Genomic DNA, 13753 nt, shown 5'->3' on the forward strand with positions numbered 1-13753 from the left:
CTCGCACGGTGAAGGTTCTGGCGGCGATGAGCGGTGGAGTGGACTCGGCGGTGGCCGCGGCCCGCGCGGTGGAGGCGGGGCACGACGTGGTGGGCGTGCACCTCGCCCTGAGCAGGATGCCCGGCACGCTTCGCACGGGCAGCCGGGGGTGCTGCACGATCGAGGACTCGATGGACGCGCAGCGTGCCGCGAACGTCCTCGGCATCCCGTACTACGTGTGGGACTTCTCCGAGCGGTTCAAGCTGGACGTCGTCGACGACTTCGTCGCCGAGTACTCGGCGGGCCGCACCCCGAACCCCTGCATGCGCTGCAACGAGCGGATCAAGTTCGCCGCCCTGCTCGAGAAGGCTCTCGACCTCGGCTTCGACGCGGTCTGCACCGGCCACTACGCCTCCCTCCGCACCGCTGCCGACGGCTCCCCGGAGCTCCACCGCGCGAGCGACGAGGCGAAGGACCAGTCCTACGTCCTCGGCGTGCTGACGGAGCAGCAGCTGCGGCACTCGATGTTCCCGCTCGGCTCCACGCCGTCCAAGGCGATCGTGCGCGCGGAGGCGGCGGAGCGGGGCCTCAGCGTCGCGAGCAAGCCCGACAGCTACGACATCTGCTTCATCCCCGACGGCGACACCCGCGGCTGGCTCGCCGAGCGCGTCGCCCCCGAGACCGGAGCGGTCGTCGATCGGGACGGCGCGGTGGTCGGCTCCCACGAGGGCGCTCACGGGTACACGGTGGGCCAGCGCCGGGGCCTGCACCTCGGCGTCCCCGCGCCCGACGGTCGGCCGCGCTTCGTCCTGGAGGTGCGGCCGGTGAGCAACGAGGTCGTGGTCGGTCCGCGCGAGGCGCTGCGCATCGGCGAGATCGCCGGCGAGCGGTTCACCTGGGCGGGCGCCGCTCCCGAGGACGCGGACGCGCCCTTCCGCTGCGACGTCCAGATCCGCGCCCACGCCGACCCGGTCCCCGCCTCCGCGGTGGTGTCGCACGTCGATGGCAGGGTGGAGCTCGTGATCACTCCGGACTCGCCGCTCGACGGCGTCGCCCCCGGCCAGACGGCCGTCGTCTACCTCGGCACCCGCGTGCTGGGCCAGTGCACGATCGACCGCACGGTCGCGGCCGACGCCGCGGTGCTCCGGTGAGCGCCGTCGAGCCCGCCGGCCGCGTCGAGGAGCTGCGGGCGCGGATCCGTTCGGCGAGCGACGACTACTACGCGGCCGACTCCTCGCCGCTGTCCGACGCCGAGTACGACGCCCTGGTGCGCGAGCTCGCCGCGCTCGAGGCCGAGCACCCCGCGCTCGCCGCCGAGGACTCGCCGACGCGGACCGTCGGCGGGGTCGTCGGAGCGGGCCTCGCCCCGATCGACCACGCCGAGCGGATGCTCTCCCTCGACAACGTGTTCTCGCCCGAGGAGCTGCGCGAGTGGTGCGAGAAGACGGTGGCCTCGGCCGACCGCCCCGTCGCCTGGCTCACGGAGCTCAAGATCGACGGGCTCGCGATCTCCCTCCACTACGAGAACGGCCGCCTCGTCACGGCGGCGACCCGCGGCGACGGCCGCACCGGCGAGGACGTCACCGTCAACGCCCTCCGCGTCGCGGGCATCCCCGAGCGCCTCTCCGGTGAGGGCCACCCGGCACTCGTCGAGGTCCGCGGCGAGGTCTTCATCCCCGTGGCCGCCTTCGCCGAGCTGAACGCCCTCCAGGAGACGCTGCGCGACGAGGCGGTCGAGGAGGCGCGGACCCGCTGGTCGTCCCGCCCGCCCGCCACCCGAGGCGTCTTCGAGGAGGAGAAGGCGCGCACGAGCGCACTGCGGCGATTCCCGACCTTCGCCAACCCGCGGAACGCGGCGAGCGGCGGCCTCCGCCAGCAGCTCGACAAGAAGTCGGGTCTCGACCTGCGCGCCGGCGAGGCGCGCGTCGGCTCCCTCGCGCTCTACGTGCACGGCATCGGCGCCTGGCCGGACCCGCCGGTCGCGACCCAGTCCGAGGTCTACGGGCTCCTCTCCTCCTGGGGACTGCCGGTCAGCGGCCACAACCGCGTCTCGGCCTCGGTGGAGGAGGTGCTCGCCTTCGTCGACCGCTACGGCCGCGAGCGGCACTCGGTCGAGCACGAGATCGACGGCGTGGTCGTGAAGGTGGACGAGCTCGAGCTGCACGACGAGCTCGGCGCCACCAGCCGGGCGCCGCGCTGGGCGATCGCCTACAAGTACCCGCCCGAGGAGGTCCACACGAAGCTCCTCGACATCGTCGTGAGCGTCGGGCGCACCGGCCGCGCGACGCCGTTCGCCCAGATGACCAAGGTGAAGGTCGCGGGGTCCGAGGTGCGCCAGGCCACGCTGCACAACGCCGACGTGGTCAAGGCCAAGGGCGTGCTCATCGGCGACACGGTCGTGCTGCGGAAGGCCGGGGACGTCATCCCCGAGGTGCTCGGCCCGGTGGTGGAGCTCCGCGACGGCTCCGAGCGCGAGTTCGTGATGCCGACGCAGTGCCCCGAGTGCGGCACCACGCTCGCTCCGGCCAAGGAGGGCGACGTCGACCTGCGCTGCCCCAACGCGGAGTCCTGCCCCGCGCAGGTCCGCGGGCGCGTCGAGCACATCGGCAGCCGCGGCGCGCTCGACATCGAGGCGCTCGGCGAGGTCAGCGCCGCCGCCCTGACCCAGCCCCTGGTGCCCGCCGAGCCGCCGCTGCGGACCGAGGCCGGGCTGTTCGAGCTCACGGTGGCCGATCTCTTCCCGATCGAGGTCGTCGTCCGCGACTCCGAGACGGGTCTGCAGAAGCTCGACGCGAAGGGCGATCCGAAGGTCGTCACGCCCTTCAAGCGCAAGCGGCAGCTCGCCAAGGACGGCGCCTTCGACCCGGAGGCGGGAGCCTTCGCGGGGGACGCCGCCTCCGTGCCCTCCACCAACGCCCTCCGGCTGATCGAGAACATCGAGCGGGCGAAGACCAAGGAGCTGTGGCGCCTGCTGGTCTCGCTCAGCATCCGGCACGTCGGCCCGGTCGCCGCGCGCGCGCTGGCGGGCTACTTCGGCTCGCTCGACGCGATCCGCGTGGCGAGCCGCGACGAGCTCGCCGCGGTCGACGGGGTGGGCGGGATCATCGCCGACGCCCTGATCGCCTGGTTCGAGGTCGACTGGCACGTCGAGATCGTCGACCGCTGGGCCGCGGCCGGAGTGCGCTTCGCCACGCCCGGCCACCCCGGTCCCGGTGCCGCGGACGCCGCCGGCGGGGTGCTCGCGGGTCTCACGGTCGTGGCGACCGGCAGCCTGGAGGGGTACTCCCGCGAGGGGGCGCAGGAGGCCATCCTCGCGGCCGGCGGCAAGGCCGGCTCGAGCGTCTCCAAGAAGACCGACTACGTCGCCGCCGGTCCCGGCGCCGGCAGCAAGCTCGGCAAGGCCGAGGCCCTGGGGCTCCGGATCATCACCGCGGCCGAGTTCCACCTCCTGGTGACGGAGGGACCGGACGCGATCGCGCTGCCGGAGGAGGCGTCCGCCGACGCTCCGGAGGAGGCCGCTGCCGGCCCGGACGGGGACGTCGCCGGCGCATCGCGCTCCGACGCCTCGCCGGAGGACGACGCCGTGCCGGAGACCGACGCCGTCCCGGACGCGGCCGCCCCGAGCACGGAGGAGCCGACCGGGCCCGATGCCTGACGCGGGCGGCGGGGAGCGGCGTGCGTTCCTGCGCCGCTCCCTCGCCGACGCAGCGTCGCTCGCGCTCGACGCCGCGGCTCGGCCCACCGCCGCCGAGCGCCGGACCGCCGAGGCGCTGGGCCGGATCGACCACGTGGTCGTGCTCTCCTTCGCCGGCCGCAGCCGCGACCAGGTCCTCGGCGCGCTCGACGATCCGGACGGCCCGGTGTTCACCGGTGATACGGACGCCGTGATGACCGCGCCCGGCCCGGACGATCCTCCGGGCGCGCGCTTCGCCCCCGAGATGCTGCCGGTGCACGCGCTCCTCGCCACGGCCTTCGCGCGGGCCGACCACTGGCGCGCCGACGGCCGCGATCCGCTGCCGGCGGCCCTGCGCGCGGCCCGGGAGACCGGCACAGGCTGGGCTCTCGCGGTCGACGAGCGGCAGGGCGTCTCGACCACGCTCCTCGCCGATCCGGAGTGGCCCCACCGCGATCCGGGCGCCGCCGGCTCCCGCGGCGGGCGCCTCCTTCCCATCGACGCGCTGGCCGCCGAGGCCGCAGCCGGCACCCTGCCTCCGCTCGTCCTGGTCGAGCCGCGGTCCCTCGTCGATCCGGCCGACTTCGCCGACGCCGCAGCCGCCGGCACCGATCGATCCGCTGATGCGCGCCTCGCGGAGCAGCTGCTGCACGTCGTGTTCGACGCCGTCCGCGACGGGGAGCGGGCGGGGCGGCGGATGCTGCTCCTCGCCACCGCGCGGGGGAGCGCAGGGCGGCCCGGCACGGTGCCGGCGCTCGTGCTCGCCTCGGCCGTCCCCTCGGGTGCACGGATCGGCGTGCCGCTCGGTCCGGAGACTCCCGCGCAGCTCGTCCGCGCCCGGGCGGGCGTGCGCCGAGCGCTCGTCGATCCGCAGGTCCGAGAGCTGGCCGCACTCCTCAGCGGTCCCGACCGCCCCCTCGCGCGCTGGCCCCGCACGGCGCCGGCGTTCGCGCCGCCCGCGCCGATCGGGCGGCGCCTCCGCGACGCGGCCCGCCGCGCGCACGTCGACCCCGAGCCGGAGGCCGGACTGCTCGCCCGCGTTCGAGCCGCCGTCCCGGGCGCGTCGCTACACTCCGAGCAGGCGCAGGCGGCGCAGGAGAGGCGGCGGAGATGACCAGCGAGCGGACTCCCTCGGAGCACGACGACGGAGCTCCCCGCTCCCGCTCGCGCCGCCGCTTCCTGGCCGGCACCGCCGCCGCCGGAGTCGGAGCCGGAGCCCTCGCCGGCGGCGCGATCGGCGCGGCCGTCGCCTCCGGCCCCCGCCGCGAGGAGGAGCCGCGACTGCCCGCCCGCACGGAGCCGGGATTCGACCACGTCGTCGTGATCATGTTCGAGAACCGCTCCTTCGACAACGTCCTCGGCCGCCTCTACGGACCGGACGACCTGCCCGCGGGCGAGAGCTTCGAGGGCCTCCTCCCCGACGAGCGGACGAACACCAGCGCCGGGGGACTGACCGTCGGCACGCACGTCTACGAGGGCGCCACCGACTCCGTGATGCGCCAGCCCGACCCGGACCCGGGCGAGGAGTACCCGCACGTCAACACTCAGCTCTTCGGCACGGTGGATCCGCCCGAGAACGCCGGCCGCACCGTCGGCGCCATGACCGCGCCCTTCAACGCGCCCGCCGACGCCTCCGCCCCGACGATGAGCGGCTTCCTCGAGGACTACGTCCAGCACCTGAGGGTGATGAAGAAGGGGCAGGAGCCCACGGCGGAGGAGGTGCGGACGATCATGGGCGGCTTCTCGCCGGAGATGCTGCCCGTCTTCTCCACCCTCGCCCGCGAGTTCGCCGTCTTCGACCAGTGGTTCTGCGCCGTCCCCTCCCAGACCTTCTGCAACCGGTCCTTCCTGCACGCGTCGACCTCGCACGGCTTCGTCACCAACAAGCAGGGCGGCGGCTACGAGAAGTGGCTCGCGGACGACCTGGCCGACGCGCCGACGGTGTTCAACCGCCTCGAGGAGGCGGGGAGGACCTGGCGCGTCTACTTCGACGCGCTGCAGGTGGTCTCCTACACCGGGTTCCTGCACGCGCCGGTGCTCGAGAAGTACTGGAAGACCCACTTCTCGACGATGGACCGGTTCTACGCCGACGTGGAGAACGGCGAGCTGCCCGACTACGCCTTCCTCGAGCCGCGGCTCGTCTTCGACCACAACGACATGCACCCGCCGACCGGCGTCCTGCACGAGGACGAGGTCGACGGCACGCCCGTCTACGACAGCGCGCTGTCCGACGTCCGCGCCGGCGAGCTGCTGCTGCACCAGGTGTACTCGGCGATCCGGGAGAGCGCGAGCACGACCGGCTCGAACGCGGTGAACACCCTCCTGCTGGCGACCTTCGACGAGCACGGCGGCCTCTACGACCACGTCCCCCCGCCGTCGGCGACTCCGCCGGGCGACGGCCGCGAGGGCGAGATGGGCTTCGCCTTCGACCGGCTCGGCTGCCGCGTGCCGGCGATCGCGGTCTCGGCGTACACGAGGGCCGGCACGATCGTGCACGACGAGCTGCACCACGGCGCCGTGATCCGGACCCTCAGCGCCCTGCACGGCCTCGAGCCGCTGACCGCTCGCGACGCCTCCGCCCCCGACCTCTTCGGGGTGCTGACCCTCGACGAGCCGCGGCAGATCGGCGACTGGCCGACCACGGTGCCGCAGTACCTGCCTCCGAACCCCGAGGCGGCGCCCGCGCATCCGGCGCACGTGAACCGCGACAAGCCGCTGAGCCCGCCCGCCGTCGGCCTGATGGGCCTGCTGCTGGCCCGGTACGGCGAGCCCGGCGAGGACCTGCCGACCACCTACGAGGGCGCGTACAACGCACTCCTGAAGCACGGCGCCAGCCTCTTCGGCGGCTCCTGACGGGCGGGCGGCACGGGCGGAGGCGGTGCGGGCGCGCCGAGTAGACTGGCGGCCGGAAATCCCCCCGAACCACCAGACGGAGACGCATGTCCGAGATCACGGCCGACACGGTCGCCCATCTGGCCCAGCTGGCCAGGATCGACCTCACTTCCGACGAGATCGGGAGCCTCACCAGGGAGCTCGGCCAGATCGTCGACTCCGTGCGCGCGGTCCAGGCCGTCGCCACGCCCGAGGTGCCGGCGACCAGCCACCCGATCCCGCTCGAGAACGTCTTCCGACCCGACGTGGTCGGCGAGACCCTCACGCTCGAGCAGGCGCTCTCCGGCGCGCCCGAGCACGACGGCAGCCGCTTCCAGGTCTCCGCGATCCTGGGGGAGGAGCAGTGAGCGCGCACGGCGACGAGCTCGTCCGCCTCAGCGCGTCCGCCCTCTCCGAGAAGCTGGCCGACGGCTCGGTCTCCTCGGTCGAGGCCACCCGCGCCCACCTCGAGCGCATCGACGCGGTCGACGGAGCGGTCCACGCCTTCCTCCACGTCGCGCGCGAGGGCGCGGTCGCGTCCGCCGAGGCGATCGACCGCCGGCGCGCCGACGGCGAGTCGCTGCACCCCCTCGCCGGAGTGCCTCTCGCGGTCAAGGACGTCATCGTCACGAACGACATGCCGACCACGAGCGGCTCCCGCATCCTCGAGGGCTGGCGCCCGCCCTACGACGCGACCGTCATGCGCAAGGTCCGCGAGGCCGGGCTGGTCCCGATCGGCAAGACCAACATGGACGAGTTCGCGATGGGCTCGACCACCGAGCGCAGCGCCTACGGCCCCACCCACAACCCGTGGGACCTCGACCGCATCCCCGGCGGCTCCGGCGGCGGGTCCGCCGCGGCCGTCGCGAGCTACGAGGCGCCCCTGGCCCTCGGCTCCGACACCGGGGGATCGATCCGCCAGCCCGCGCACGTGACCGGCACCGTCGGCGTGAAGCCGACCTACGGCGGCGTGTCCCGCTACGGAGCGATCGCGCTCGCCTCGAGCCTCGACCAGATCGGCCCCGTCTCCCGGACGGTCCTCGACTCCGCGCTGCTGCACGACGTCATCGCGGGCCACGACCCGCGCGACTCGACGTCGCTGCGCGACTCCTGGCCCTCCTTCGCCGACGCGGTGCGCCGCGCCGACGTGACGGGCCTCCGGATCGGCGTGGTCAAGGAGCTCGACGGCGGCGAGGGCTTCCAGCCCGGCGTGCTGGCGCGCTTCCACGAGGCGCTCGAGATCCTGCAGGGCGCCGGAGTCGAGGTCGTCGAGGTGAGCCTCCCGAGCGTCGAGCACGCGGTCGCCGCCTACTACCTGATCCTCCCCGCGGAGGCCTCCAGCAACCTCGCCAAGTTCGACTCGGTCCGGTTCGGCCTCCGGGTCACGCCGGAGGGCGGCGGCACGGTCGAGCAGGTCATGTCCGCGACCCGCGAGCAGGGCTTCGGCCCCGAGGTCAAGCGCCGGATCATCCTCGGCACCTACGCGCTCTCGGCCGGCTACTACGACGCCTACTACGGCAGCGCGCAGAAGGTCCGGACCCTGGTGCAGCGGGACTTCGACGCGGCCTTCGCGGACGTCGACGTGATCGCCTCGCCGACGGCACCGACGACCGCCTACCGCCTCGGCGAGAAGCTCGACGACCCGCTGGCGATGTACCGCGGCGACGTCGCGACCATCCCGGCGAACCTGGCCGGCATCCCCGGCATCTCCGTCCCCGCCGGCCTCGCCGACGAGGACGGGCTGCCCGTCGGCATCCAGTTCCTCGCTCCCGCCCGGGAGGACGTGCGCCTCTACACCGTGGGCGCCGCGCTCGAGGCGCTGCTCGAGGAGAAGTGGGGCCGCCCGCTCCTCGCGCAGGCCCCCGACCTGACCCACTCCGTGCTCTCCGCGACCGAGGAAGGTGCCGTCTGATGGCCTCCGCGCACACGTCCGCTCCCGAGCTGATGGACTACGACGAGGTCTTCGAGACCTTCGAGCCGGTGCTCGGCTTCGAGGTGCACGTCGAACTCAACACGAAGACCAAGATGTTCTCGGACGCGCCGAACGAGTTCGGGTCCGAGCCCAACACGAACGTGACCCCGGTCGACCTCGGCCTCCCGGGCTCGCTGCCGGTCGTGAACGAGCAGGCCGTCCGCTACTCGATCAGCCTCGGCCTCGCCCTGGGCTGCTCGATCGCCCCGTCCAGCCGCTTCGCGCGCAAGAACTACTTCTATCCGGACCTGGCGAAGAACTACCAGATCTCGCAGTTCGACGAGCCGATCGCCTTCGAGGGCTCGGTCGAGATCGAGCTGGCCGACGGCTCGCTCGTGCAGATCCCGATCGAGCGCGCGCACATGGAGGAGGACGCCGGCAAGCTCACGCACGTCGGCGGCGCCACCGGCCGCATCCAGGGCGCCGAGTACTCGCTCGTGGACTACAACCGCGCGGGGGTCCCGCTCGTCGAGATCGTCACGAAGCCGATCTACGGCGCGGGGAAGAGCGCGCCCGAGTACGCGAAGGCCTACGTCGCGACGATCCGCGACATCGTGCTGGCGCTCGGCATCTCGGACGCCAAGATGGAGCGCGGCAACCTGCGCTGCGACGCGAACGTCTCGCTCCGCCCGATCGGCCAGGAGAAGCTCGGCACCCGCACCGAGACCAAGAACGTCAACTCGCTCCGCTCGGTCGAGCGCGCCGTCCGCTACGAGATCCAGCGCCAGGCGGCGATCCTCGCCGCGGGTGGCACGATCACGCAGGAGACGCGCCACTGGCACGAGGACACCGGCCGCACCTCCGCGGGCCGGCCCAAGAGCGACGCCGACGACTACCGCTACTTCCCGGAGCCCGACCTGCTCCCGGTCAAGCCGAGCCCCGAGCTGATCGAGGAGCTGCGCGCCGCGCTCCCCGAGAAGCCCGCCGACCGCCGTCGCCGCCTCAAGCAGGAGTGGGGCTTCACCGACCTCGAGTTCCAGGACGTCGCCAACAGCGGCCTGCTGGTCGAGATCACCGAGACCGTCTCCGCGGGAGCCGCTCCGCAGGCGGCCCGCAAGTGGTGGACCGGGGAGATCGCGCGCCTCGCGAACGCGGCGGGCGAGGACCCGGCCTCCCTGGTCACCCCGGCCCAGGTCGCCGAGCTCGCTGGTCTGATCGAGAGCGGCACGCTGACCGACCGCCTCGCCCGCGAGGTCCTCCAGGGCGTCATCGCCGGAGAGGGCACCCCGCAGGAGGTCGTCGACGCCCGTGGACTCGCAGTCGTCTCGGACGACGGAGCGCTCATCGAGGCGATCGACGCGGCACTGGCCTCGCAGCCCGACGTGCTCGCGAAGATCCGCGACGGCAAGGTGCAGGCCGCCGGTGCCGTGATCGGTGCCGTGATGAAGGCCATGAAGGGGCAGGCCGACGCCGCCCGCGTCCGCGAGCTCGTCCTGGACCGCGCGGCCGGCTGAGCCGGTGCGCGGGGAGGTGCGGTCATGAGCGGTGGAACCGGCGACGCGCCCCTTCCCGCGCGGCTCGAGCTGCCGGCGGGCGCCCTCCTGCGTCCTCTCGTCTCGAGCGATGCGGACCTCCTGCACGCGGTGATCGGCGAGCAGCGACCGTGGCTCGCGGCTCTCCTCCGCGGGGACGATCCGGCCGCCCTGCCGTCGGCGTCCCTCGGCGACGACGTGCGCGGTCTCCTGCGCCTCGAGGAGGAGTCGCGTGCGGGCAGAGCGCACGCGTTCCTGCTCGTCGGCCCGGACCGCACCGAGGCGCTGGGCGCTCTGAGCGTCCGGCCCGGCGGCGGCGACTCCGCCGAGGCCTCCTGGTGGGTCGTCCCCGCCGTCCGGGGCTCGCGGCTCGAGGAGGAGCTCGACGCCTACGCGCGCCGCTGGCTCCAGCAGCACTGGCCTTTCGACACGGTCACCACGCCCGACAACCACCCCGACGATCCCGCCTCCCTGGCCGGGGCGAACATCGTGGCGCTCGTGCCCGCCGCGCCGGAGCGCACCGCCCTCCCCGACACCGACGCCGCCTCGGCGGCGCTCCTCTGGGCGGAGTACCGCTCCGCGCATCCGGGAGTCGACGAGGCGCTCCCGCCGGTCGAGGCGTTCGGCGACAGCACGGCGATGGCGGACGAGCTGCTGGGCCTCGTGCGGCGCGGAGTGAAGACGGCCACGGCGTCCCTCGCCGAGGAGGGGGCGCCCGTCGCGGGTGACCACTGGATCGTCTGCGACGGCGCGGGAGCGGCGCGTGTCGTCCTCGTGACGGACGACGTGCGGACCGGTCCGCTCGACTCCGTCGACGACGCGTTCGCCTGGGCCGAGGGCGAGGGGGACCGCACGCGCGCCTCCTGGCTCGACGGCCACCGCCGCTACTTCGCCCGCGTCTCACCGGGCGGCATCGGCGACGTGGTCTTCGAGCGCTTCCACGTGGTCTGGCCGGAGGCCGACGCCGAGCGCGCGGCCGCCTTCGCCCGCTCGGTCGGAGCGTTCCGGCCCGAGGAGCTCGACGGGACTCCCTCGCAGACCTAGGGGGTTTCCCGGATGCCCCGCTCAGGCGCCCTGCGCCAGAGTGGAGTCATGGCTACTCTCGTGCGCCCCCGTCGGGGCAGGATCATCGCCGGCGTCTGTGCCGGTCTCGCCCGCCGATTCGGCTGGAGCCCCTTCGTGGTGCGTCTCCTGTTCGTGCTCTCGTGCCTCCTCCCGGGGCCGCAGATCATCGCCTACCTCGTGATGTGGGTGGTCATCCCGAAGCAGAAGTGACCGAGGCCCCCGCTCCGAGCAGCCTCTGAGAGAACGCTCAGCACCCGGAGCGACGAGGGGCCTACGGTGGCGGTGTGCGTCCGTCGGGCGCCGAGGAGGAGATCATGGGATTCCTGGACCGACTGCTGGGCCGCGACGAGCAGCCCGAGAGCGCACGCCGCTCGACGTACGCGCCGCCGCAGGCCGCGGACCGCAGGCCCGAGTACGGCTCCCCTCCGGCGACGTCTCCGCGCACCGACGATGAGCGTGCCATCGAGCGCTACCGCTATCTCCTCCGCACCGCGCCGCCCGAGGCGATCGAGCAGGTGCACCGCGAGGCCTTCGAGCAGCTGACCCCGGAGAAGCGCCAGCAGGTCTTCCGAGAGCTCAGCGAGGGGGCCCCTGTCGGCGACGCGCCGAAGGACGACGATCCCCGCACGCTCGCCCAGTCCGCCACGAGGAGCGAGCTGCGCCAGCCCGGATTCATGGAGCGGCGCTTCTCCGGCGGCGGAGGCATGGGCTTCGGCGGCGTCCTCGCCTCCTCGATGCTCGGCACGATCGCCGGGTTCGCGATCGGCTCGGCCATCGCGGGCGCGTTCCTCCCCGACGCGGGAGGCGACTACGCCGGCGGTGACGGCGGGGGAGACGCCTCGGCCGACGGCGGAGCGGATGCGGGAGGTGCGGACGCCTCCGGTGCGGACGCCGGAGACGGCGGCGGCTGGGGCGACTCCGGCAGCGGCGACTTCGGTGGCGGAGGCGACTTCGGCGGGGGCGGCGACTTCGGAGGCGGCGACTTCGGCTTCTAGCCTCGTTGCAGAGGGCCCCCGATCACGGACAGTGGTCGGGGGCCCTCGCTCGTTCCGGGCTAGTCCTCGTCGGTCAGCATGGCCTTCACCTGGCGGCGGAGGACCTTGCCGATCATGCTCCGCGGCAGCTCGTCGACGACGGTGATCCGCTTGGGAACCTTGTAGGGGGTCAGCGCCTCCCGGACGGCCTTGCGGGCGGCTGCGACGTCGAGCTGCGCGCCCGGCTCCAGGACGACCGCCGCCGCCACGGACTCGCCGCTGCGCGGATCGGGCAGGCCGACCACCGCCACCTCCTTGATCTCGGGCAGGCGGAGCAGCACCTCCTCCACCTCGGACGGCGAGACGTTGAAGCCGCCCGTGATCACGAGCTCCTTGATCCGGTCGACGATGCGCACGAAGCCGTCCTCGTCGATCGTCGCGATGTCGCCGGTGCGGAACCAGCCGTCGCCGGTGAAGGTCGCCGCCGTCTCGTCGGGCTTGCGGTGGTAGCCCCGGAACACCTGCGGACCGCGCACGACCAGCTCGCCCTGCTCGCCGGTCGCCACCTCCGTGTCGGGATCCTCGGGGTCGACGATCCGCACGTCGGTGCCGGGCAGCGGAAGCCCGACCGTCCCGGCGCGTCGCGTCGGACCGACCGGGTTGGCCATCAGGACCGGAGAGGTCTCCGAGAGGCCGTAGCCCTCGACGAGCGTGCCTCCGGTCAGCGCCTCGAACGACTCGACCAGCGCCGGGTCGAGCGGCATCGCGCCGGAGATGGCGATCTCGATGCCGCGGAGGGAGACGCCCCGCTGCTGCGCGCTGCGCGCCAGGCGCTCCGCGATCGGCGGAACGGCCGGGAGGAAGGTGGCGGGGTGCTTCTTGACGACCTTCAGCACCAGCTCCGGGTCGAACTTCGGGAACAGCACCAGGCGCGCGCCCATGCTCATCGCGAAGGTGAGGCAGAGCGTCAGCCCGTAGGCGTGGAACATGGGGAGCACCGCGTAGACCACGCAGTCGCCGCGGCGGACCGTCGGCACCCAGGCGCGCGACTGGGCGGCGTTCGCCGTCAGGTTCGCGTGGGTCAGCTCGGCGCCCTTGGGCGTGCCGGTCGTGCCGCTCGTGTACTGGATGACCGCGAGGTCCTCCGCGACCGGGCGCGGGTGCGCTGGGTCGATCCGCCGGCGCAGCAGCGTCTCCCACTCGATCGCGCCGCGGACCGGCCCGGTCAGCGCGGCGCGCGACTCCCGGGCCTTCTTCAGCGGCAGGCGGAGGGCTGCGCGCATCGAGGCGGGCATCGCGCGGGTGAGATCGACGGCGACGACGGTCTCGACGCCGAGGTCGGCCGGGAGGTCCTGCACCGTCGGCACGACGCGGTTCCAGGCGATCGCGACACGAGCGCCGTGGTCCTCGAACTGGTGGCGCAGCTCGCGCGGGGTGTAGAGCGGGTTGTGCTCGACCACCACGGCGCCGAGCCGGAGGACGGCGTAGAAGGCGACGACGTGCTGCGGGCAGTTCGGGAGGACGAGGGCGACAGGATCGCCCGCGCGGACGCCCAGGCGGCGGAGGCCCTCTGCGGCCCGCTCCACCTCGTCGGCGAGCTGGGAGTAGCTGGTCGAACGGCCGAAGAACTCGAGCGCGACCTGGTGGGGATAGCGCTCGGCCGACTCGGTGACGATGTCGACGAGCGAGCCGGTCGGGAGCTCGAGCTCCGTCGGCACGCCGGGCGCGTAGCTGCGGATCCAGGGGC

General features: G+C 73.7%; 11 protein-coding genes. 10 read left to right on the forward strand and 1 reads right to left on the reverse strand.

The window, feature by feature from the left end; genetic code table 11:
- The first annotated feature begins 8 nt into the window (after positions 1 to 8).
- The 10 genes from mnmA (at position 9) to C5C50_RS04450 (ending at position 12027) form a co-directional block, all read left to right on the forward strand.
- The gene (mnmA, locus tag C5C50_RS04405) at positions 9 to 1130 is read left to right on the forward strand and encodes a tRNA 2-thiouridine(34) synthase MnmA (RefSeq protein ID WP_181028759.1); all 1122 of its coding nucleotides are present in this window, start codon (positions 9 to 11) and stop codon (positions 1128 to 1130) included.
- Positions 1127 to 3634: an NAD-dependent DNA ligase LigA gene (ligA, locus tag C5C50_RS04410; protein ID WP_104272936.1), complete on the forward strand. Its 2508-nt coding sequence runs from the start codon at positions 1127 to 1129 to the stop codon at positions 3632 to 3634. The genes mnmA and ligA overlap by 4 nt, the downstream gene beginning before the upstream one ends.
- Positions 3627 to 4766, forward strand: a complete 1140-nt coding sequence (locus tag C5C50_RS04415; protein ID WP_104272937.1) for a hypothetical protein — start codon at positions 3627 to 3629, stop codon at positions 4764 to 4766. The genes ligA and C5C50_RS04415 overlap by 8 nt, the downstream gene beginning before the upstream one ends.
- Positions 4763 to 6505 carry an alkaline phosphatase family protein gene (locus C5C50_RS04420; protein ID WP_104272938.1) on the forward strand — a complete coding sequence of 581 codons (1743 nt, stop codon included), beginning with the start codon at positions 4763 to 4765 and terminating at the stop codon, positions 6503 to 6505. The genes C5C50_RS04415 and C5C50_RS04420 overlap by 4 nt, the downstream gene beginning before the upstream one ends.
- An 86-nt stretch (positions 6506 to 6591) precedes the next feature.
- On the forward strand, positions 6592 to 6891 hold the full coding sequence (gene gatC, locus C5C50_RS04425; protein WP_104226848.1) for an Asp-tRNA(Asn)/Glu-tRNA(Gln) amidotransferase subunit GatC: 300 nt from the start codon (positions 6592 to 6594) through the stop codon (positions 6889 to 6891).
- Positions 6888 to 8435 (forward strand): Asp-tRNA(Asn)/Glu-tRNA(Gln) amidotransferase subunit GatA, encoded by a 1548-nt coding sequence (gatA, locus tag C5C50_RS04430; RefSeq protein ID WP_104272939.1) that lies wholly within the window; start codon positions 6888 to 6890, stop codon positions 8433 to 8435. The genes gatC and gatA overlap by 4 nt, the downstream gene beginning before the upstream one ends.
- On the forward strand, positions 8435 to 9949 hold the full coding sequence (gatB, locus tag C5C50_RS04435) for an Asp-tRNA(Asn)/Glu-tRNA(Gln) amidotransferase subunit GatB (RefSeq protein ID WP_104272940.1): 1515 nt from the start codon (positions 8435 to 8437) through the stop codon (positions 9947 to 9949). Before gatA ends, gatB begins: the two co-directional genes overlap by 1 nt.
- Positions 9950 to 9973: 24 nt before the next feature.
- Positions 9974 to 11011, forward strand: coding sequence for an ASCH domain-containing protein (locus C5C50_RS04440; RefSeq protein ID WP_104272941.1), 1038 nt, complete (start codon positions 9974 to 9976; stop codon positions 11009 to 11011).
- Between the two features lie 48 nt (positions 11012 to 11059).
- A complete protein-coding gene (locus tag C5C50_RS04445; protein ID WP_104223873.1) occupies positions 11060 to 11242 on the forward strand; it encodes a PspC domain-containing protein in 183 nt (60 codons plus the stop codon).
- 104 nt (positions 11243 to 11346) lie between these two features.
- On the forward strand, positions 11347 to 12027 hold the full coding sequence (locus C5C50_RS04450; protein WP_104272945.1) for a hypothetical protein: 681 nt from the start codon (positions 11347 to 11349) through the stop codon (positions 12025 to 12027).
- A gap of 59 nt (positions 12028 to 12086) precedes the next feature.
- On the opposite strand, the gene C5C50_RS04455 is transcribed toward C5C50_RS04450, so the two are convergent.
- A partial coding sequence (locus C5C50_RS04455) for a long-chain-fatty-acid--CoA ligase (RefSeq protein WP_104272946.1) occupies positions 12087 to 13753 on the reverse strand: 1667 nt, incomplete at its 5' end.

It is taken from the genome of Rathayibacter sp. AY1D9 (assembly GCF_002932395.1).
GTDB lineage: Bacteria > Actinomycetota > Actinomycetes > Actinomycetales > Microbacteriaceae > Rathayibacter.